The 20,770-nt window shown below is 63.1% G+C and carries 19 protein-coding genes; 9 read left to right on the top strand and 10 right to left on the bottom strand.

Features of this window, described 5'->3' with window-relative positions; translation table 11 throughout:
- Nucleotide 1: 1 nt before the first annotated feature.
- The 4 genes from LZ012_RS13460 to LZ012_RS13445 all read right to left on the bottom strand — a co-directional run bounded on the left by LZ012_RS13460 (nucleotide 2) and on the right by LZ012_RS13445 (nucleotide 5,316).
- Nucleotides 2-1,363 carry a sensor histidine kinase gene (locus tag LZ012_RS13460; RefSeq protein WP_275711776.1) on the bottom strand — a complete coding sequence of 454 codons (1,362 nt, stop codon included), beginning with the start codon at nucleotides 1,361-1,363 and terminating at the stop codon, nucleotides 2-4.
- Nucleotides 1,363-2,244 (bottom strand): Hsp33 family molecular chaperone HslO, encoded by an 882-nt coding sequence (gene hslO / locus LZ012_RS13455; RefSeq protein WP_275711327.1) that lies wholly within the window; start codon nucleotides 2,242-2,244, stop codon nucleotides 1,363-1,365. The genes LZ012_RS13460 and hslO overlap by 1 nt, the downstream gene beginning before the upstream one ends.
- Complete coding sequence (locus LZ012_RS13450; RefSeq protein WP_275711326.1) at nucleotides 2,241-2,591, bottom strand: arsenate reductase; 351 nt, start codon at nucleotides 2,589-2,591, stop codon at nucleotides 2,241-2,243. Before LZ012_RS13450 ends, hslO begins: the two co-directional genes overlap by 4 nt.
- A gap of 406 nt (nucleotides 2,592-2,997) precedes the next feature.
- Nucleotides 2,998-5,316 carry a Tex family protein gene (locus LZ012_RS13445; protein WP_275711325.1) on the bottom strand — a complete coding sequence of 773 codons (2,319 nt, stop codon included), beginning with the start codon at nucleotides 5,314-5,316 and terminating at the stop codon, nucleotides 2,998-3,000.
- Nucleotides 5,317-5,438: 122 nt separating this feature from the next.
- Between LZ012_RS13445 and fliW the strand changes: the two genes are divergently transcribed.
- Entirely contained in the window at nucleotides 5,439-5,882 is a 444-nt protein-coding gene (gene fliW / locus LZ012_RS13440) for a flagellar assembly protein FliW (RefSeq protein WP_275711324.1), read from the top strand.
- A 62-nt stretch (nucleotides 5,883-5,944) separates the two neighbouring features.
- On the opposite strand, the gene LZ012_RS13435 is transcribed toward fliW, so the two are convergent.
- Together LZ012_RS13435 and LZ012_RS13430 are read right to left on the bottom strand one after the other, a co-directional pair.
- Nucleotides 5,945-6,634, bottom strand: a complete 690-nt coding sequence (locus LZ012_RS13435; protein ID WP_275711323.1) for a hypothetical protein — start codon at nucleotides 6,632-6,634, stop codon at nucleotides 5,945-5,947.
- The gene (locus tag LZ012_RS13430; RefSeq protein ID WP_275711322.1) at nucleotides 6,621-7,142 is read right to left on the bottom strand and encodes a gamma carbonic anhydrase family protein; all 522 of its coding nucleotides are present in this window, start codon (nucleotides 7,140-7,142) and stop codon (nucleotides 6,621-6,623) included. Before LZ012_RS13430 ends, LZ012_RS13435 begins: the two co-directional genes overlap by 14 nt.
- Before the next feature lie 120 nt (nucleotides 7,143-7,262).
- Between LZ012_RS13430 and LZ012_RS13425 the strand changes: the two genes are divergently transcribed.
- Nucleotides 7,263-7,697 carry a hypothetical protein gene (locus LZ012_RS13425; RefSeq protein WP_275711321.1) on the top strand — a complete coding sequence of 145 codons (435 nt, stop codon included), beginning with the start codon at nucleotides 7,263-7,265 and terminating at the stop codon, nucleotides 7,695-7,697.
- Nucleotides 7,698-7,700: 3 nt separating this feature from the next.
- Here the strand turns inward: LZ012_RS13425 and LZ012_RS13420 are convergent, their stop codons facing one another.
- Entirely contained in the window at nucleotides 7,701-8,942 is a 1,242-nt protein-coding gene (locus LZ012_RS13420) for a dicarboxylate/amino acid:cation symporter (protein WP_275711320.1), read from the bottom strand.
- 258 nt (nucleotides 8,943-9,200) lie between these two features.
- Here LZ012_RS13420 and LZ012_RS13415 point away from each other — a divergent pair, with 258 nt between their 5' ends.
- Nucleotides 9,201-9,557 carry a nucleotide pyrophosphohydrolase gene (locus tag LZ012_RS13415; RefSeq protein WP_275711319.1) on the top strand — a complete coding sequence of 119 codons (357 nt, stop codon included), beginning with the start codon at nucleotides 9,201-9,203 and terminating at the stop codon, nucleotides 9,555-9,557.
- Nucleotides 9,558-9,573: 16 nt separating this feature from the next.
- On the opposite strand, the gene LZ012_RS13410 is transcribed toward LZ012_RS13415, so the two are convergent.
- A complete protein-coding gene (locus LZ012_RS13410; protein WP_275711317.1) occupies nucleotides 9,574-10,419 on the bottom strand; it encodes a 23S rRNA (adenine(2030)-N(6))-methyltransferase RlmJ in 846 nt (281 codons plus the stop codon).
- 124 nt (nucleotides 10,420-10,543) lie between these two features.
- Nucleotides 10,544-12,070 carry a hypothetical protein gene (locus LZ012_RS13405; protein WP_275711315.1) on the bottom strand — a complete coding sequence of 509 codons (1,527 nt, stop codon included), beginning with the start codon at nucleotides 12,068-12,070 and terminating at the stop codon, nucleotides 10,544-10,546.
- Nucleotides 12,071-12,158: 88 nt separating this feature from the next.
- Between LZ012_RS13405 and LZ012_RS13400 the strand changes: the two genes are divergently transcribed.
- From LZ012_RS13400 to moaE, 5 genes are all read left to right on the top strand, one after another.
- Nucleotides 12,159-12,500 carry a DUF3301 domain-containing protein gene (locus LZ012_RS13400; RefSeq protein ID WP_275711314.1) on the top strand — a complete coding sequence of 114 codons (342 nt, stop codon included), beginning with the start codon at nucleotides 12,159-12,161 and terminating at the stop codon, nucleotides 12,498-12,500.
- On the top strand, nucleotides 12,484-13,329 hold the full coding sequence (locus LZ012_RS13395) for a D-hexose-6-phosphate mutarotase (protein WP_275711312.1): 846 nt from the start codon (nucleotides 12,484-12,486) through the stop codon (nucleotides 13,327-13,329). The genes LZ012_RS13400 and LZ012_RS13395 overlap by 17 nt, the downstream gene beginning before the upstream one ends.
- Before the next feature lie 122 nt (nucleotides 13,330-13,451).
- Complete coding sequence (locus LZ012_RS13390) at nucleotides 13,452-14,180, top strand: DUF2189 domain-containing protein (RefSeq protein ID WP_275711311.1); 729 nt, start codon at nucleotides 13,452-13,454, stop codon at nucleotides 14,178-14,180.
- A gap of 55 nt (nucleotides 14,181-14,235) precedes the next feature.
- The gene (locus LZ012_RS13385; RefSeq protein WP_275711310.1) at nucleotides 14,236-15,810 is read left to right on the top strand and encodes a peptide chain release factor 3; all 1,575 of its coding nucleotides are present in this window, start codon (nucleotides 14,236-14,238) and stop codon (nucleotides 15,808-15,810) included.
- 13 nt (nucleotides 15,811-15,823) lie between these two features.
- A complete protein-coding gene (gene moaE / locus LZ012_RS13380; protein ID WP_275711309.1) occupies nucleotides 15,824-16,276 on the top strand; it encodes a molybdopterin synthase catalytic subunit MoaE in 453 nt (150 codons plus the stop codon).
- Nucleotides 16,277-16,343: 67 nt separating this feature from the next.
- Here the strand turns inward: moaE and LZ012_RS13375 are convergent, their stop codons facing one another.
- Nucleotides 16,344-17,936, bottom strand: coding sequence for a methyl-accepting chemotaxis protein (locus LZ012_RS13375; RefSeq protein WP_275711308.1), 1,593 nt, complete (start codon nucleotides 17,934-17,936; stop codon nucleotides 16,344-16,346).
- 233 nt (nucleotides 17,937-18,169) lie between these two features.
- Here LZ012_RS13375 and clpB point away from each other — a divergent pair, with 233 nt between their 5' ends.
- Nucleotides 18,170-20,752 carry an ATP-dependent chaperone ClpB gene (clpB, locus tag LZ012_RS13370; RefSeq protein WP_275711307.1) on the top strand — a complete coding sequence of 861 codons (2,583 nt, stop codon included), beginning with the start codon at nucleotides 18,170-18,172 and terminating at the stop codon, nucleotides 20,750-20,752.
- Nucleotides 20,753-20,770 lie beyond the last annotated feature (18 nt).

The following is a 20,770-nucleotide window of genomic DNA, read 5'->3' as shown; positions in this document are numbered from 1 at the left end:
ACTACGCGGCGTCGGCTAGGCTTTCTTCGGCGGGCAGCGCGAAGGGGATGGCGAAGCTGAACACGCTGCCTTTGCCGGGTGTGCTGACGATGCGCAATTCTCCACCCAGCAATTCGACCAGACGGCGCACGATCGCCAGCCCGACGCCAAGACCGCCATGGCGGCGGATACTTGAGCCATCGGCTTGGACCAGCAACCCTTTGATCGCCTTCAGGGCATCCGGTGCAATGCCGGAGCCGGTGTCGCTGACGGCGAATTCGACCCAGGCCGTGCCGCCGTCGTACCGATGCAGGCGACAGGCGACGCTGACCGTGCCGCGTTCAGTGAACTTGATCGCATTGGCGACTAGATGGCGCAGGGCATCAGTCAGGCAATCGCTGTCGCCAACCACGACGGCAGGCAGGGCAGGGTCGGAGTCGAGCACCAGCGCGATGCCTTTAGCCGAAGCCTGGCTCTGGTGTCCGAAGATCGTCCGGGAAAGTAGTTCGGCGGTGATGAAGGGGGCGGCTTTCGGCTTGACATGTCCGGCTTCAAGCTCGGAAAGGCGGATCAGATGGTTGATCTGCGTCATCAACAGATCGGACGACTGGCGCAGGTGGCCGAGCAGTTCCTGTTGTTCCGCCGAGGCATCGAGCGCGAGGATGTCGGCAATACCGATGATGCCGTTCATCGGGGTGCGCAGTTCATGGCTGATGTTGGACAGGAACTCGGTCTTGGCACGCAGCGATTGCTCCGCCGCTGCACGCGCATGGGCGAGATGCTGCGCCAGCCGGGCCTGTTCCTGTTCCAGCCGGATCGAGTCGTGCAGTGCCTGGTTGAAGAACTGGGCGCTGCGCGTCACGGCAACCAGGAAAATGAGGCTCATCAGCGTAAAGGCGATGCCCAGGCTATCGACGCTGAAAGCGCAGAAAGCGACTGCGGTGATGACAGGCCAGGCGTAGCAGCGGAAAGCGGTGAGGTCGGCCGCCACCGCCTGGACGGCGCCGGCGACCATGCCGGCCATGACGAAAGCGGTGAACAGCTTGAAGATTGGATCGCCGGCGGTCATGAACATGACCGTGCCCCCGGCCCAGGCGATGCCGCCGAGGGTGGCGCCGATAATCGCCCGCTGCCGCCAGAAAGCAGCCTGGGCGTCACGTTGCGCGCCATCGAGCTGCCGATAGCGGCGGTCGCCGACGAGGCGCAGCGCGGCGATGACCAGGGCGACAGTGGCCCAGGCGGCCAGGTACTCGGTGGCGACATACGGCGCACCGATCCAGACCAGAAGCCCCGCATTCAGAATCGAGACAATCTGCCCGATACGCAGATTGCGATAAAGCAGCGCTACCTGCGGCCCGAGTACACCCGCCTCCTGGCTGAGCATCAATTGAGCGCTCGTCCTTCGCTGGCGGCGAACAGGGCGGCCACGTCATCCGGCGAGAAGCGGTATTCGCGATTGCAGATGTCGTCGCGGATCAGGATTTCACCGTGTTCTGCCAGGATGGATTCGGCATCGGCGCGGCCGATGCTGCGGATCATGTCGCGCACCTTTTCCCAGTCTTCCGGACAGTAGTAGGCGACCGGCAGCGGGTCGTAGAGGCGGATGCCATGGGCCTCGATGTCCTCGTGGAAGAGGCGGCCGAGCAGGCTTTCGGTATCCAGTTCCAGCAATTCGGCGGTCTTCACCGTCGCTGCCAACTGGGTGACGCGGGACCAGCCGTCAGGATCGCGGGTGTCGGCATCCGGCATCTTCTGCAGGAACAGGCAGGCGGCAGCGCGCGGGCTCGCCGTGGCGAAGAGGCGCGAGGGCTGCTGCTCCGATTGCTCCAGATAGTGCTCGAAGATGCCGGCGATGCTGTCGCCGAGCAGCGGGACATAGCTCTGGTAGGGCTGGCGGGCGGTCGGCAGGTCGAGGCTCATCAGCAACTGGCCGCCCTGGTGGGCGCCCAGCAATTCCGGCACTGGCGCCGGCAAAACGACCGGATTGCTGCGCGCCATGCCGCGCATCTGCAGTTGCTCGTTGCAGTCCATGACCAGCAGCTGGATCGGGCCGCCGCCACGCAATTGCAGGGTCAGGCGTCCGGGCTGTTTCAACTGGGCGGCGATCAGCGCCGTGACGGCAGCCGTTTCGCCCAGCAACTGCGCCACGGTGGGCTGGTAGTCGCGGTCGGCCTGCATGTGCTGCCAGGCATCGCCGAGATGGACCACGGCCCCGCGGATGTCGAGGCCTTCGAACAGGAAGCGGCGAACGAAGCTGTCGCTCATTTCAATTGCGCCGCATAAGTGTCGGGGGTGAAACCGACCATCAGCTTGCTGCCGGTGTCGAGTACCGGACGCTTGATGAGCGCCGGGTACTGGGCCATCAGCTTCAGGGCTTTCTGCTCGTCAACGCCGGCACGTTCGTCATCGGTCAGCTTTTTCCACATCAGGCCGCGCGTGTTGAGGAGCTTTTCCCAACCGGCGCGGGCCGCCCAGTCGGGCAGATTGGCCTCGGCGACGCCGGCCTTCTTGTAATCGACGAATTCGTAATCGACGCCATTGTCGCCCAGCCAGTTCATGGCCTTCTTCATGGTGTCGCAGTTCTTGATGCCATAGATGCGGATGGCGGACATGGACGTTCTCCGTTGATGCTGTTGATGCCGAAACGACGCGATTATCTCAGTTTTTGTGCCAATGCCTTGTGGCACCGATTCAGACGGGCGCGCTGTCACAGCCATAGTCGATTTCAGGTGTCGCTCGTTAGCGCATTGGCAAGGAATACCGCTGCTGACTAAACAACAACTATTGGCGACAAAAAGAGAAGGCCCTCGGGGCTATACACCAAACCAAGGGCCTTGCCAGAAGCTAACTCCTGCAATCGTCTACGCGCCCACTCCGCAGAGTGTTTTGGCCAAGTGCATGGACTAATCGACTTAACTTGCTGGTGATCGTTAGGCTATGGAAGCGGAGAGGAGTTCCGGTGAATGGCTTTAAAAAAGCGGCTTTGCAGCCGCTTTTTTCGATTTCTTCTACCGGCATTTACTTCCGGAGTTTGGCGAAGGCCGCTGCCATCGCGTTGCCGGAAGGCGCCGGGCCGCTGCTGCGTTGCTGCTGGCGCGGGTTCGCGTTGCCGCGATTGGCCGGTGCATTGTCGGGGCGCTTGCCCTGCGTCGGTTCGTCTCCCATGCACATGGTCAGCGCGATGCGCTGGCGTTGCAGGTCGACTTCCAGCACTTTCACTTTCACCACCTGGCCGGCCTTGACCACTTCGTGCGGGTCCTTGACGAAGGTGTTGGACAGCGCCGAGACGTGCACCAGGCCATCCTGATGGACGCCGATATCGACGAAGGCGCCGAAGGCGGCGACGTTGGTGACGACGCCTTCGAGAATCATGCCGGGACGCAGGTCGCTGACCTTTTCGACGCCGTCGGCGAAGGTCGCCGTCTTGAATTCCGGGCGCGGGTCGCGGCCGGGCTTTTCCAGTTCCTTGAAAATGTCCTGCACGGTCGGCAGGCCGAAGCGGTCGTCGGTAAACTTGCTGGCGTTCAGGCTCTTGAGCAGACGGCCGTCGCCCATGATTTCCTTGATCGGCTTCTTCAGGTCGACAATGATCTTCTCGACCAGCGGGTAGGCTTCCGGGTGCACCGACGAGGCGTCGAGCGGGTTGTCGCCGTTCGGCACGCGCAGGAAGCCGGCGGCCTGTTCGAAAGTCTTGTCGCCGAGGCGCGGCACCTTCTTCAGGTCGTCGCGCGAGCGGAAGGCCCCGTTGGCGTCACGGTAGCCGACGATATTGGCGGCCAGCCCGGCATTGAGGCCGGAAATGCGGGTGAGCAGCGGTACCGAGGCGGTATTCACATCGACGCCGACGGCATTCACGCAGTCCTCGACCACGGCGTCGAGGTTGCGCGCCAGCTTGGTCTGCGACACGTCATGCTGGTATTGGCCGACGCCGATCGATTTCGGCTCGATCTTGACCAGTTCGGCCAGCGGGTCCTGCAGGCGACGGGCGATCGACACCGCACCGCGGATCGATACGTCGAGGTCGGGGAATTCCTTGGCCGCCAGTTCGGAGGCAGAATAGACCGAGGCGCCGGCTTCCGAGACGACGATCTTGGTCAGGCGGGCTTCCGGGTACTTCTTCATAACGTCCAGCACCAGCTTGTCGGTTTCGCGGCTGGCCGTGCCGTTGCCGATGGCGACCAGCGACACGCCATGCGTGGAGGCCAGGCGAGCGATGGTCGAGATGGAGCCGGCCCAGTCGTTGCGCGGCTCGTGCGGGTAGATAGTGGCGGTGTCGAGCAGCTTGCCGGTGGCGTCGACGACGGCGATCTTGCATCCGGTGCGGATGCCGGGGTCGACGCCCATGGTCACGTGCTGGCCGGCCGGGGCGGCGAGCAGCAGGTCCTTGAGGTTCTTGCCGAAGATGCGGATGGCTTCTTCCTCGGCCCGTTCGCGCAACTCGTTCATCAGTTCGAGTTCGAGATGGGTATAGACCTTGACCTTCCAGGTCCAGCGCACGGTGTCTTGCAGCCACTTGTCGGCCGGGCGGTTCTGGTGCTTGATGCCGTAGCGGGCGGCGATTCGCTGCTCGCAGGGATTGGGGCCGGGCTTGATGTTCTCTTCGTCGAGTTCCGAGTCGAGCACCAGCGTGACGCCGAGCACGCCCTCGTTGCGACCACGCAGCAGGGCCAGGGCGCGGTGCGAGGGCATGTTGGCAATCGGCTCGGCGAAGTCGAACCAGTCGCGGAACTTGGCGCCCTCGGTTTCCTTGCCTTCGACGACCTGCGAGCGGACGTGGCCATGTTCGTTGAGGTATTCGCGCAGGCCGCGCAGCAGGTCGGCATCCTCGGCGAATTTTTCCATCAGGATCTGGCGGGCGCCGTCGAGCACCGCCTTGGTGTCAGCAAAGCCGGCCTCGGCGTTGAGGTACTTTTCGGCTTCGTCTTCCGGCGCTAGTTCCGGGTTTTCCAGCAGGCCGAGGGCGAGCGGCTCGATGCCGGCTTCGCGGGCGATCTGGGCCTTGGTACGGCGCTTCTGCTTGTACGGCAGGTAGAGGTCTTCCAGGCGCTGCTTCGTTTCGGCGTCATCGATCTCGGCCTTCAATTCCGGCGTCAGCTTGCCCTGTTCGTCGATGCTGGCCAGGATGGCGGCACGGCGGTCTTCCAGTTCGCGCAGGTAGCCGAGGCGCTCCTCCAGTGTCCGCAGCTGGGTATCGTCCAGGCCGCCGGTGACTTCCTTGCGGTAGCGGGCGATGAAGGGCACGGTGGCGCCTTCGTCGAGCAGGGCGATGGCGGCGTTGACCTGGGCCGGGCGTACGTTCAGTTCAAGGGCGATGCGGTGTTCGATGGGTGCGAGCATGGGTGCGGCAGTGCAGCAAAAAAGGGGGGTGAACTATGCGCAATCCGGGCGGAAAATACAACCGCCGCCAGTTCGTGTAGGATGCTGGCCAACACTATTCCAATCGAATGGAGGAGAAAGACATGAAAGTGGAAACCTATTTGTACGGTGCCGTGGAAGTCGATCCGGAAAAGGTCATCACCTTTCCCAACGGGTTGGTCGGTTTCGAACAGAGCAAGCGCTTCATGCTGGTGCATGACGAAGGCAATGCACAGCCGAACAGCTATACCTTGCAGTCGCTGGATGACTCGGCTCTGGCCTTGCTCATCGTTGATCCGGCCGCCCTCGGCTTTACCTACGAGTTGGAGCTGAACGATGTCGAGATGGCGCTCCTGCAATCGCCGGCGGCAGACGAAGTTACGGTCATGCAGGTGCTGTTCAAGAAGGAGGAGGGCGGCAAGGCAGCCATCATGCCCAGCTTGCGCGCCCCTCTGGTGATCAATACCAAGGCTCGGGTCGGTTTGCAGAAGATCATGGAAACCGTAAGCCAGAACATCTTGCTGTCCAATCTGGCGAGCACCGTTTAAAGCCGGCGATTTCCGAAACGATCAAAAGCCACGCTCGAATGGAGCGTGGCTTTTTTTCGCCCTCAGTTTCGTTGCTGCAGCCGCTTGGCGATCTGGCCATCGCAGGCATTGGTGACCCGCGTGTATTCCTCGACGGTGTCGATCCGGGCCTGCGCCGCATCGACTTTCCCGATTTCGCGTTGTACGTAGGGTAGCCAGCGCTCGTTCAGTTCGCTTTGCAGGCGGTCGGCGGCCTGACCGGCCGGGCCGCGCCAGACGGTTCCGGTGGCGAAACGGGCGTTCAGGGCATCGGTCAGGGTTTTTTCGATATCGGCCAGATGAGCCTGGTAGGTTTGTACATGGCGCATTTCGTGGTCGTGGATTTCCTTGTGGGCACAGCTGCCGGGCGGAAATTCGCGGGCGACATAGACGGTCAGCGGGCTGAAGCCGTAGGTTAGTACGATCTGCGGACTGGCGCATTCCCAGCGTCCACGGGCGTCGACCACCACTGGCGTATTGGACGCGAAACGGGCCATGGCGTTGCCCCGCGTCAGTCCGAGCACCTGCTGGCCGGGCCGCGCCTGAGCGGAACCCAGATTGGTCAGCGACCGGTAGCCGTAGGTGGTGTTGAGCGTGATCGGTGCCTCCAGCCGCTTGATGGTGACCGAAGGCTTGGGCAGGTCGGCGCACAGGTCGGCCGCCCAGCCCGGCGCGGCGAGGGCGAGCAGCGACAGGGCGACGGAAAGCCGCACGGCGCCATTAGAGCGCCTCAAGCGCGTCCCGGTAGCGGGCGGCATTGTCGACGTAATGCTGGGCCGATTGCTTCAGGCGGCCGACATCCTCGTCGCTCAGTTCGCGTACCACCTTGCCGGGCGAGCCGACGATCAGCGAACGGTCCGGGAAGACCTTGCCTTCCGGAATCAGCGTATTGGCGCCGACGATGCAGCCCTTGCCGATCACCGCGCGGTTGAGGATCACCGAGCCGATGCCGATCAGGCTGCCGTCGCCCACCGTGCAGCCGTGCAGCATGACCAGGTGGCCGACGGTAACGTCGTTGCCGATGTGCATCGGTACGCCTTCGTCGGTATGCAGCACCGAGCCATCCTGGATGTTGGTGTTGTCGCCGATGTGGATCGGGTCGTTGTCGCCGCGCAGGGTGGCGTTCCACCAGATCGAGCTGTTGGCGCCGAGGCGGATGTCGCCGATCACCGTGGCATTGGGGGCAACCCAGGCGTTGGCGCCGAGTTGCGGCTGCTTGTCGCCGAGTTTGAAGAGGGGCATGTGGTCTCCTGTATTGTGAGGTCAGGTCATCTCGTCCATCGACCAAGACAAGGCGCTAATGTTACGCTGAGAGTCCGTCGGGGATGCACTGCGGGGCAAACTGAACGAAAAGGAGTTGGCATGAATTTCCGCGCCATCAAGCTGTGGCAATGGGTGGTAATCGTGGTCGTGCTGTTGGCGGCGCTTGACTGGGCCATTCAGCGCCCGGATCCGCGCACCCGCGAACTGAATGGGGCACTTGAGGCTCAAGCCAGTCCTAAATTACGGGACTATCCCTACCAATTCCACGTATTGCGCGTCGAAGGAGATACGGCGGTGATGGCCACGCCGCGCAATTTCGACGTGCCCGCCTTCCGCATGCTGGGTGTGCTGTATCCGGATATCAACGTCAAGGATGCGAATAACCCGGCCTTCATTGCCGTCGAGCGTCTGCTCGGCCAAGTCCAGGACGAAGCCAGGAATATCGTGCTTGCCCAGCCCGGGATTAGCCAGGTGCGTTGGGAACTCGACAGGGCTTGGCTGCATCGCAAGGGCATCGAAGTCCCCGCGCGCTGAAGATCAGCCTTCCCGGGCGCCGCCGGCCAGTTTTTGCACCACCAGGCTGCCGACCATGTCGCCTTCGACGTTGACCGCCGTACGCACGGTGTCGAGTATGCGGTCGATGGGGAGCAGGATGGCGATGGCTTCGGTCGGCAGGCCAACCGATTCGAGTACCAGCACCATCGACAGCATGCCGACGCTGGGTATGCCGGGTGCCCCGATGGCGCCTAGCATGGCAACGAAAAAGACGATCAGCTGGCTGGCGATGTCGAGTTCGATACCGGCCAGGCGGGCGACGAACAGCGCGGCGGCCGCCTCGTAGAGCGCCGTTCCGTCCATGTTCACGGTCGCCCCGAGCGGCACGACGAAACTGACGATGTCCTTCTTGACGTGCAGATGCTGTTCCGTGCAGCGCAGCGTGACCGGCAGCGTGGCGTTGCTCGAGCTGGTGACGAAGGCGGTGAGCAGCGCCTCGCGCGCGCCCCTGAAAAAGCGCAGCGGCGAAACGCCGGTGATCAGCCAGAGCAGGAAGGGCAGCACGATCACGCCATGGAACAGTGTCGAGCCGATGATCACGACGATGAAGTGGCCGAGGCTGGCGAGCAGGGCGCTGTCCTGCGTGGCGACCAGTTGCAGCAGCAGGGCGGCCAGGCCGAGCGGTGCCAGGCGCATGATCCAGCCGACGACCATCAGGCAGAGTTCCTGCAGTTCGGTCATCAGGTTGCGGATATTGCGGTAGCGTTCGCCGCCGATGACCAGCGCAATGCCGAGGAACAGCGCGATGATCACGATGGCCAGGATGTCGCCCTGGGCCAGCGCCTTGAACGGATTCTGGAACAGGCCGCGCATGAACTGGGCGATATAGTCGGGCAAGGTCATCTGCCGGGCCTGGTAGCCGCGGGTGGCCTCGGCGAACATCTCCAGGTGCAGGCCTTCACCCGGGCGGAAGATGTGGGCCGTACCGAAGCCGATGACGATGGCGATGATCATGGTCAGCATGAAGAAGCCCAGCGTCGCCGTCCACACCCGATGCATCTGGTCGTGGGCGCGCAAATTGGCCACGCCGGTCACGATGGAGGCGAAAACCAGCGGCACCAGGACCATGCGCAGCAGGTCGAGGAAAAGGTTGCCGACCATCTTCGCGCCATAGAGCACGTCGCCGACCACCGGCGCCGAACCCAGCGTGGACAGCCAGCCGCCGGCGGCCAGGCCGAGCAGGCAGCCGATGACGATTTGCGCGTTCAGGGAGGGGAGTTTCATGGCGGTGGTTTGAATCGGTAATGCCCACATTTTAGTGGTCTGCTTCGTAATTATCGAAACATGAAAGCTTGTCTTTGTGCCCCTGGCGTTGTTGCTCATCCTCGCGATAGCGTCAGCTATCGCTGTGGTTCGCGCCTAGCCAGGAACACAAATCCCGCACTTTCATTTGTTCCGCCAATTACGAAGCAAACCACTAGCGGCGTTGTCGGTGGCGCCGACGGCTGGCATCATCGCCGCTTCGAATAAAGGAACCGGGAAATGAGCGATATTTCGGCCCTCACCGCCGCCGTGCAGGCCTTTCGCGATGCGCGCGACTGGCGCCAGTTCCATTCCCTGCGCAATCTGATCGTCTCGCTCAATCTGGAAGCGGCCGAACTGCTCGAACTGACGCAATGGAAGACCGATGCCGAAATCGATGCGCTGCCCGGCGAACCTAAAGCAGCCGAAGCCCTGCGCGACGAATGCGCCGACATCCTGCTGCTCCTGCTGCTGGTCGCCGACAAGGCCGGCATCGACCTCACCGCGGCGGCCTACGACAAGCTGCGCAAGAACGAAAGCAAATACCCGGTCGACAAGGCCTACGGTTCGCGGGCCAAGTACACCGAATTCAGCTAGGTAGCGCCCGAAGCGTTCAGACCGACTCGCTTTCCAGCACGAATTTGGCCCCCTCGCCCTGGGCCAGTAATTCGGTCAGGCGGGGCAGGGTTTCGTGCAGCTTCTTTTCCAGCGTCCACGGCGGATTGATGATGAACATGCCGCTGCCGTTCATGCCGAAACCGTCCTTGGCCGGCGCTTTGACCTCCAGGGTCGCATGCAGCCAGTTCTTGGCGCCGAGCGCTTTCAGGCGCCCCGGCAACTGGCGCGATTCGAGCTTGGCGAGCATCGGATACCACACCGCGTAGGTGCCGGTCGGGAAGCGCTTGAGCGCTTCCTGCAAGCCTTTGACCACGGCGGCGTAATCGCCCTTGGTTTCGTAGGAGGGGTCGATCAGCACCAGGGCGCGCCGCGGTGGGGGCGGCAGTAGGGCCTTCAGGCCGACAAAGCCGTCGCCTTCGGAGACGGTGACCGCGCGGCCGCTGCCCTTGAAGCATTCCTGCAGCAGCTTGATGTCGGTCGTGTGCATTTCAAAGACACGCAGCCGGTCGCTGTCGCGCAGCAACTGGCGGGCCAGCCACGGCGAGCCAGGGTAGTGCTTGAGCTGGTCGTCAGGATTGAGTTGGCGGACGAGGTCGACATAGTCGGTGACGGCCGGCGGCAGGCCCTTGGCGTCCCATAGGCGGCCGATGCCATCCTTGTATTCGCCGAGTTTGGTGGCGTGCGGCGATTCCAGCGCATAGCGCCCGGCCCCGGCATGGGTGTCGATGACCCAGAACGGTGCCGGCTTTTCGCCCATGTATTCGGCGATCTGAACCAGGATGAGGTGTTTCAGCACATCGGCGTGGTTGCCGGCGTGAAAGGCATGGCGGTAGCTGAGCATCGGGAAAGGGGGCCTGTATCGGTAGGGTTCATGCCCGTGGACGGCAGGGCAAGGCGCGGATTGTGCAGTGTAGCCATCCCCCGAGGCAAGCGGCAACCGCATCGCTTCGCCTCGCGGTCGGCAACTAGTCGGGCAACTGTTCGAGGGTGAAGAATTCCAGCCCGCCGTTGGCTTCCATGCAGGTGCCGAGCTTGCGGTGCAGGGAACGTCCCGGCAGGTTGATGCGGACTTTCTGGCCCGAACTGTGATGCCCCGGCTGCGTGATCAATCCGGCGTGCTTACCGTAGGCTGGCAGGCTGTGCAGGAAAATGGCCCGGCTTTCCACAGAGTCCCCGATCGCCACGTCGACCACGCTCACTTGCGGCGACATCAACTGCAGGCCGATTTCGAGCCGGACCTGGCTGGCTGAAATGCGGCGCACGAGGCAGACGTGGATCTTGCTCGACTCGCGCGGCTGCAAGGCCACGATGTCGCCGGCGCCCAGCTGTTTCTTTTCCCCGTTGATGTAGCGCAGGCGAAAACCATCCGGGCTTTCGTCGATCAGAACCCATTCGCTAGCACTTAAGCCGCGGCTGTCGTAGCGGTTGGCGGCATCCACGGCGCGGCGCGAAAAGGTATTGCCGTCGAGAAAGCTGATTACCGAGCCGAAGCCCGAAACGAGGTCGCCGCGCGGCCGGAAATGCGTGCGGCTGAAGCGCCGGGCGCTCCTGCCGCCGATAGCCACGCGCAGGGATTGCAGTATGGCGGGGGGGGCGTCCAGGTCGGGCTCGACCAGCTTGCCCGGACGTCGCGTAATGTTGCGGTCGAGGGCTGCCAGGACCTGCGAACAATCGATGAGCAGGCTGCCGAAAGTCGATACGTTCGACGGCAGGCGCGACAACGGGTAGCCCGCCGTGCCTTCGTCGGGCCGGACGAGGAAGCACGAATCAGGGTGGCGGATGGTGCCGACATCGGCCGGGAAGTCGCAGATGAAGGCATAGGCCGCCAGTTGCCGCGAGCAGGTATTGATTACTTCGAGTTCAGTGCGCGGCAGCTTGCTCGGCTCAAGATAGGCGAAGAGCAGGGCGCCGAGATATTCATGCTCGATCGGCGCGGTTTCGCCATTCAGGGGCGCGATCAGCGGTCCGCGCACCAGGCGATGGAGATCGTGCAGCGTCTGCCACGAAGTAGCCGAAGGGGCGGCGTAGGCGCGGTAGGCCAGCAGCTGGCGCCGGGCAACCATGGCCATCGCGCGCTGGATGCAGCGATGGTAGACATGGCTCATGCCGCTCTCGATCTGCCCTTTGTTGAGGCTGCGGGCGATGCCGGCATAGGCGACGGACATGCCCTTGAGCAGATTGTCGGCATGCAATGCCGCCGTCGTCACGGCGGTGGGCAGGGGCAGGACGGCCTGGGTGATGTCCTGCTCCAGCGTCGGCAGGGCGTGCTCGGCTTCCTGCCGGATATCCTCAAGCTGTTTGAAGCGCAGCTGCAGATTGGGCTGCTGTCCGATGGCGGGGAGGACGTGAGCGGCCAGCTTGGCCACGGTTTCCTGCGATGTCAGGCCGGCTACCGTATCGAGCAGGCCCCGGACTGCCGCAGCACTTTTCTGTTCGGCACTGCTCGGGCCGAACGGCAGCAACTCGCGAAGTAATTGCAGCGGGGAGTCCATGGTGTATGGGTAAAAATTGACATGCGGATTATCGGGTAAATCCGATTAATTTTCTGTGGAGAATTTCCGCATTTCGTATACTGATGCGATGAATTGGTATGAATTGTTACTTCTCGGCGCGCTGTCAGGAGGCGTGTGGTTCTGGCTGGATAGCCTCAAGGCACGCGAAATCGGGGTGCAGGCCGCGCGTAACGCCTGTGGCGAAGAGGGCTTGCAGTTTCTCGACGAAACCGTTGTCGGGCAATCCTTGAAGCTGCTTCGCGATGACGATGGCGTACTCCGCCTGCAGCGTGTTTTTGCCTTCGAATACAGCGATACCGGAAATAATCGCTGTTTTGGCAGCGTTACCCTGCTCGGCCATCGCGTCGAGATGCTATATATCCGCCCCCATCTTTACGTCGTTCCGAGTGCCCATGAAACCCTCCATTGAAGAAATCGAATTCCACGGTATTGCTGCGTTGCGCCTGAATGGCCCGCGCGGGGCCAGCGCCGTGGTCAGCAAGCTGGGCGGGCAGGTACTGTCCTGGATCACGCCAGACGGCCGCGAGCGGCTTTTCCTGTCGGACAAAGCCGTTTTCGACGGCAGCGTCGCCATCCGCGGCGGTATTCCGGTCTGCTGGCCGCAGTTCGCCGAGCTGGGTGATCTGCCCAAGCATGGTTTTGTTCGCACCCGCACCTGGCAGGCTGGCGCGCAGCGCTGCGGCGATGACTACGCACTGGCTACGTTGGAATTGTCCGATGACGAGGCCACTCGCACCCTATGGCCGCACAGCTTCCACCTCGAACTGACGGTGATGCTGGAAGCCGACCGTCTCGACCTCGAATTGAGCGTGACCAATACCGGCGGCGCCGAATTCGCCTTCACCGGTGCCCTGCATACCTATCTGCGCGTCGTCCAGGTCGAGGACGTGACGCTGGAAGGGCTGTATGGCCACGATTATCGTGATGCCGCCAACGGCGATGTCGTCATCCGCGATACCGGTACGCATATTGCCGTCGAAGCCGAAATGGACCGCGTCTATCGCCAGGTGCGCCGGCCGCAACTGCTGCAGGCCGGTAATCTCAGCCTGGCCACTCAGAGCCAGGGTTTTCACGACGTGGTGGTGTGGAACCCGTGGGTCGATAAATGCGCGACCATGGCCGACATGCCGGCCGACGGCTGGCGGCACATGCTCTGCGTCGAGGCGGTGGCCGAACAGCCGGTGGTCGTGCCGGCCGGCGAAGAGTGGTACGGCCGGCAGACGCTGGTCGCCGTCTGACCCCCGGACAAGACCACCACACAAATTTGATCTGCGTTAGGGCGGCATCGGTCTAGGCTCCGGTAGGCTCGGCCTGTCGGCGGTCGTCCATTCCGGATTGCCCCATCTTGCCCGGAGTCCCGATGAACGCTCGTCCCCTGTCCCTAGCCAGCATGCAACGCGCCCTCGGCGACGGCTGGCGGCTGGCCAACGCCACGCGCGGGGTGAGCATAGCCTACTCGGCGGTTTTCGTGCTCGGCGGCGTCGCCATCATCGGCGGCCTGCTCGCCCGCGGCTGGGCGCCTTTCGTGTTGGCTGCCGCCGGCGCCTTCATGCTGGTCGGGCCGGCCATCCTGGCCGGTTTCTTCGGCATTGCCGCAGCCTACGAGGCGGGCGGCGCGGTCGGCATGGCGGCGGTGGCTGCCGGCTTTGCCCGGGCCAGCCGGGCATTGTGGGCCCTGGCCCTGGTCTGCGGCCTGCTGTTCATGATCTTCGTCACCGATGCGGCCATTCTTTACGCCTACATGGTCGGCGATACGCCGGTCTGGCTCGCCGCCGCCATGCCGGCTGGCGATGGCGTGTCGCGTTTCGTGCTGTGGTCGGCCGTGTCCGGTGCCTTCGTCGCGTTTCTGCTGTACACGGTTTCTTCATTTGCCGTGCCCCTGCTCTGTGAGCGCCGGGCCGGCCTGGTCGAGGCGGTGGTGAGCAGCGTCAAGATGGTGCTCGGCAACTTCGTGCCGGCCCTGCTGTGGGGGCTGCTGCTCGCTGGGCTCACCATCGCCAGCGTCCTGCTCCTGCCATTACTGCCAGTTACGCTGCCGTGGCTGGCCTACGCTAGCCGTGCCCTGTATCGCGACGTGATGCCGGTCTGAGAGGGGATGCCGGCCGGAGTATAATGCGCGGTTTCCCGTATCCCTTCTGCCTGCCGTGTCCGCTCTCGACCAAGAAATCTCCCGCCGCCGTACGTTTGCCATCATTTCCCACCCCGACGCGGGTAAAACCACGCTGACCGAAAAGCTGCTGTGGTTCGGCGGCGCCATCCAGGTCGCCGGCGAAGTGCGCGCCCGCAAGGCCTCGCGCCACGCGACCTCGGACTGGATGGAGCTGGAAAAGCAGCGCGGCATCTCGGTGACCTCGTCGGTCATGCAGTTCCCCTACCGCGAATGCATGATCAACCTGCTCGACACCCCGGGCCACGAGGACTTCTCGGAAGACACCTACCGCACGCTGACCGCCGTCGATTCGGCGACCATGGTCATCGATTCGGTCAACGGCGTCGAGGCGCAGACCATCAAGCTGCTCAACGTCTGTCGCATGCGCGACACGCCGATCCTGACCTTCATCAACAAGCTCGACCGTGAAGGCAAAGAACCGATCGACCTGCTCGACGAAATCGAGTCGGTGCTCGGCATCCAGTGCGCGCCGATGACCTGGCCGATCGGCATGGGCAAGCGTTTCCGCGGCGTCTATCACCTCTACGACGACACCATCGCCTTTTTCGATCCACAGGCCGAGAAGGGCACGGCCGAGATCATCCAGGGCCTCGACAACCCGCGCCTCGACGAGCTGATCGGCACCCAGGCCGAAGAATTGCGCACCGACATTGAACTGGTGCGCGGCGCCTCGCATGCCTTCGACGCCGAGGCTTACCTGTCCGGCCAGCAGTCGCCGGTCTTCTTCGGTTCGGCGGTCAACAACTTCGGCGTGCAGAGCCTGCTCGACGCCGTAGTCGATCTCTCCCCGCCGCCCGTCGCCCGCCCCGCCGTGACGCGCAAGGTCGATCCGAACGAGGGCAAGTTCTCCGGTTTCGTGTTCAAGATCCAGGCCAACATGGACCCCAAGCACCGCGACCGCATCGCCTTCCTGCGCGTGTGTTCCGGCCGCTTCGACCGCGGCATGAAGGTCAAGCAGGTGGCCACTGGCAAGACGCTGTCGATCAACAACGCCATCACCTTCATGGCGCGCGACCGGTCGACGGCCGACGAAGCCTGGTCCGGCGACATCATCGGCATCCCCAACCACGGCACCATCCGCCTCGGCGAAACCTTCACCGAGGGCGAGGACCTGCGCTTCACCGGCATTCCGTCCTTCGCGCCGGAAATGTTCCGTCTGGCGCGCATCGGCAATCCGCTGAAGATCAAGCAACTGCAGAAGGGCTTGCAGCAGCTGGCCGAAGAGGGGGCGACCCAACTGTTCCGCCCAATTTCCGGCTCCGACATGATTCTCGGCGCGGTCGGCGCGCTGCAGTTCGATGTCGTTGCCCACCGCCTGGAGCACGAATACGGCGTGCAGGTGATCTTCGAAAGCTACAACTGCTCGACGGCGCGCTGGATCACCGGCGATGCGGCCGAACTGCGCCAGTTGTCCGACCGCTACAGCGCCAACGTTGCGCTCGACGGGGCCGACGATCCGGTCTACCTGGCGCCGAACAATGTGTACCTGAACATGGTCAAAGAAAAGTATCCCAACCTGCGCTTCCTCGAAGCGCGCGAAGTGGCCTGAGAGAGGCTTGACCATGACGATCCGGGTTCAGGAAGCGAATTTCGATATCGGTGCCGAACTGGCCGCGCTGCGTGCCGGCGATGCCCGGGTCGGCGCGCTGGCCAGCTTTCTCGGCCTGGTCCGCGACCTGAACGATGGCGCTTCCATTTCGGAAATGACGCTCGAGCACTATCCCGGCATGACCGAGAGGGCGCTTGAGGAGATCGTCGCCGAGGCGAAGGGCCGTTGGGATATCTACGACGCCTTGGTCATACATCGCGTCGGGCCCCTCAAGCCCTGCGACCAGATCGTGCTGGTCGGCGTGACCAGCGCCCATCGCGGCGAAGCGTTTGCCGCCTGCGAATTCATCATGGACTACCTGAAGACGCGCGCCCCGTTCTGGAAAAAGGAAGTGACGCCCGACGGCGGCCGCTGGGTCGATGCCCGCGACGCCGACGACAGCGCGGCAGCCCGCTGGCAGAAATAGCAAAACGCTGACAGAACAGAAATGAAAAAGGGGAGCCGCGGCTCCCCTTGTCGTTTCCAGCCGGTTCTCAGGTCCTGAAGCGCTCGACGGTCTGGTGCAGCGACACCGACAGCGATTGCAGGTGGCGGGCGGCGTCGGCCGTGTGGCGGACGGCGATCGCACTCTCTTCGGACATCTGGGCAATGGTTTCCAGCTTCTGGGCGATGTCGTTGCTGGCGATGCTCTGCTCGGCGATGGAGTCGGAAATGCCGTTGACCACATCGGTGACGCGCAGGGCGCCGTCGCGGATCTGATTGATCGAGTCGCCGGCCCGATTGGCCAGTTCGACCCCGCTGCCCACCTGTTCGACGCCGGCCTGCATGCTGCTGACGGCGTTGCGGGTACCGGTCTGGATCTTGACGACCATGTCGGTGATTTCGGTGGTCGACAGGCTGGTCCGCTCGGCCAGCTTGCGTACCTCGTCGGCGACTACGGCAAAGCCGCGTCCCTGTTCGCCGGCACGGGCCGCCTCGATGGCGGCATTGAGGGCGAGCAGGTTGGTCTGGTCGGCAATGTCCTTGATGGTATTGACGATGGAGGTGATGTGGTCGGACTGGCGACCCAGTTCCTCGACGATCTGTGACGACGACTGGACGGCGTCTGAAATCTTGCGCATCTCGTGGGCCGCATTGTGGATGACCGCGGCACCGTCCTCGGACAGCGCTCCCGCCTCGCGCGAAATGCCGTGGGCTTCGGAAGCGTTTTCCTTGACCTGGTCGATGCTGACCGCCATTTGCTCGACCGAGGCAGCCATCGACGAAGCCGCGTCGCTTTGCTGGCTGGCGCTCTGGGCGACCTCTTCCGAGGCGACGAGCAGGCGGTCCGCCGCGTCGGCAACTTGCGAGGCGTTGCTGACAATGTTCGAAATCATGTTGCGCAGCGTTTCCTGCATGGACGCGATATTGGCGAGCAGGCTGTCGTCGTTGCCGGCAGCGCGCTCGACTGGCGTCGCCAGGTCACCCGAGGCGATGCGCTTGGTGATGGCCGAGGCGACGCTGGGATCGCCGCCCAGGGTTCGGACGATGTTGCGCGACAGCAGCATCAGCGAAATGGCGATAAAGCCGCCGATACCCAGGCCCCACAGCGCCAGGCGGATAGCCTGCTCGCGGAACTTGGCGTCGACGTCGTCGATGTAGATGCCGGTGCCGATGATCCAGCCCCAGGGTTCAAAACCCTTGACGTAGGACAGCTTGGGCAGCGGGGCATCCAGCCCCGGCTTGCTCCACAGGTAATCGACGAAACCCGCCCCGTCGCGCTTGACCACATTCACGAACTCGACGAAATGCTGCTTGCCGCTGGCGTCCTTGTTGTTGGTCAGGTCCTCGCCCTGCAGTTCCGGCTTGATCGGGTGCATCACCATCTTCGGGTGATAGTCGTTGATCCAGAAATATTCCTTGCCGTCGTAACGGGCGTTGCGCAGGGCATCCATGGCCAGCTGCTGGGCGGCGGCGAGTTCCAGCTTGCCGGCCTTGACCTGTTGTTCGTAGTAGGCGATTTGCGTGTGGGCGGTTTCGACCAGGTTGCGGACCTTTTCCTTCCGGTCGTTGAGCAATTCGTTGCGGGAATTGAGCAGCACCACCGCAAACAATGCGACCAAAGCCAGGATCGTGGCGACAGTCATGGCCAACAATTTGCCCCTGAGAGTCATTCCCGAATGCGGCATCTTGTTTTCTCCTTCGTCTTACATTTTTTGGCGAAATTGCCAAAAACACTATTAATGAATTTTACACAAGCTGTAGGGTTTTTTGGCGCTGCCGGACGAGTCTGGACGTGAATTCCTCACGTTTGCGGTTGAAATTTCCAAAACGGTCCCTATCTGTCGGGTATCAGTAATTTCTTATTTGGGGAGCTTTCATGCGCCTGGACAAATTCACCACCAAATTCCAGCAAGCTCTGGCCGACGCCCAGAGTCTGGCCATCGGCGGCGACCAGCAGTTTATCGAACCGCAGCATTTGCTGCTTGCCCTGTTGCAGCAGGACGATGGTGGCACCAGTTCGCTGCTTTCCCGGGCCGGCGTCAATGTGCCCGGACTCAAGCGTGACCTCGAGCAGGCCCTGACCCGCTTGCCCAAAGTCGAAGGCCATGGCGGCGACGTCTCGGTCGGCCGTGATCTCGGCAATCTGCTCAATCTGACCGACAAGGAAGCGCAAAAGCGCGGCGACCAGTTCATCGCCAGTGAAATGTTCCTGCTCGCCCTGTGCGACGACAAGAACGAAACCGGGCGCCTTTCCAAGCAGCATGGCCTGAGCCGCAAGTCGGTCGAGGCGGCGATCATGGCCGTGCGCGGCGGGCAGGGCGTCGATTCGCAAGAGGCCGAAGGCCAGCGCGAAGCCCTGAAGAAATACTGCATCGACCTGACCGAACGAGCCGCCCAGGGCAAGCTCGACCCGGTGATCGGCCGCGACGACGAAATCCGCCGCGCCATCCAGATCCTGCAGCGGCGCACCAAGAACAACCCGGTACTGATCGGCGAGCCGGGCGTCGGCAAGACGGCCATCGTCGAAGGCCTGGCCCAGCGCATCGTCAACGAGGAAGTGCCGGAAACCCTGAAGGGCAAGAAGGTGCTGGTCCTCGACATGGCCGGCCTGCTCGCCGGCGCCAAGTACCGCGGCGAGTTCGAGGAACGGTTGAAGGCGGTGTTGAAGGAAGTGGCGCAGGACGAAGGCCAGATCATCCTGTTCATCGACGAACTTCACACTATGGTCGGCGCCGGCAAGGCTGAAGGTGCCATCGACGCTGGCAACATGCTCAAACCTGCCCTGGCGCGCGGCGAGCTGCACTGCATCGGCGCGACGACGCTGGACGAATACCGCAAGTACATCGAGAAGGATGCCGCGCTGGAGCGCCGTTTCCAGAAGGTGCTGGTCGAGGAACCGAGCGTCGAAAGCACCATTGCCATCCTGCGTGGCTTGCAGGAGAAATACGAACTGCACCACGGTGTCGACATCACCGACCCGGCCATCGTCGCTGCCGCCGAATTGAGCCACCGCTACATCACCGACCGCTTCCTGCCCGACAAGGCGATCGACCTGATCGACGAGGCGGCGGCGCGGATCAAGATGGAAATCGACTCCAAGCCGGAATCCATGGACAAGCTCGACCGCCGCATCATCCAGTTGAAGATCGAGCGCGAGGCGGTCAAGAAGGAGAAGGACGAGGCTTCGATCAAGCGCCTGGGCCTGATCGAAGATGAAATCGCGAAGCTGACCAAGGAATATTCCGACCTCGAGGAAATCTGGAAGGCCGAGAAGTCTGCCGTGCTCGGTTCGGCGCAGATCAAGGAAGAGATCGACCACCTGAAGGCCGACATTGCTCGCCTGCAGCGTGAAGGGAAGCTCGACAAGGTCGCCGAGCTGCAATACGGCAAGCTGCCGCAGTTGGAGGCCCAGTTGAAGACGGCCGAAGCTGCGGGCGACGGCGAGGCGCCGAAGAACAAGCTGCTGCGCACCCAGGTCGGTGCCGAAGAAATCGCTGAGGTGGTCAGCCGCGCCACCGGCATCCCGGTCAGCAAGATGATGCAGGGCGAGCGCGACAAGCTGTTGCACATGGAAGAACGGCTGCACAAGCGCGTCGTTGGCCAGGACGAAGCCGTGCGCCTGGTCGGCGACGCCATCCGACGTTCGCGCGCCGGCTTGGCCGATCCCAACCGCCCCTACGGCTCTTTCCTCTTCCTCGGCCCGACCGGCGTCGGCAAGACCGAGTTGTGCAAGGCGCTGGCGGAGTTCATGTTCGACTCCGAGGAGCACCTGATCCGCATCGACATGAGCGAGTTCATGGAGAAGCACTCGGTCGCCCGCCTGATCGGCGCGCCGCCGGGCTACGTCGGCTACGAGGAGGGCGGCTACCTGACCGAGGCGGTGCGCCGCAAGCCGTACAGCGTGATCCTGCTCGACGAGGTCGAAAAGGCCCACCCGGACGTCTTCAACGTGCTGCTGCAGGTGCTCGACGACGGGCGGATGACCGACGGCCAGGGGCGTACCGTGGATTTCAAGAACACGGTTGTCGTCATGACTTCCAATCTCGGCAGCCAGATGATCCAGCAGATGGCCGGTGACGACTACGGCGTGATCAAGGTGGCGGTGATGGCCGAGGTGAAGACCTATTTCCGGCCGGAGTTCATCAACCGCATCGACGAAGTGGTGGTCTTCCATGCCCTCGACGAAAAGCACATCGCCGGCATCGCGAAAATCCAGCTTGGCTATCTGGAAAAACGCTTGGCCCAGCTCGAGATGGGCATCGTCGTCGACGACAGCGCGCTGGCCGAACTGGCGCAGGCCGGTTTCGACCCGGTCTTCGGCGCCCGGCCGCTCAAGCGGGCCATCCAGCAGCAGATCGAGAATCCGCTGGCCAAGGCCATCCTGGAAGGCCGCTTCGGTGCCAAGGACACGATCAACGTCAGCTGCGAAAACGGCATCATGCGTTTCAGCAAGGGCTGAGCGCGCTCCCTGCCGAAA

The sequence above is a fragment of the Dechloromonas hankyongensis genome (assembly GCF_022012295.1).
Lineage (GTDB): Bacteria > Pseudomonadota > Gammaproteobacteria > Burkholderiales > Rhodocyclaceae > Azonexus > Azonexus hankyongensis.
Note: the sequence above shows the minus strand (reverse complement) of the source record. Positions and strands in the feature narration are given on the sequence as shown.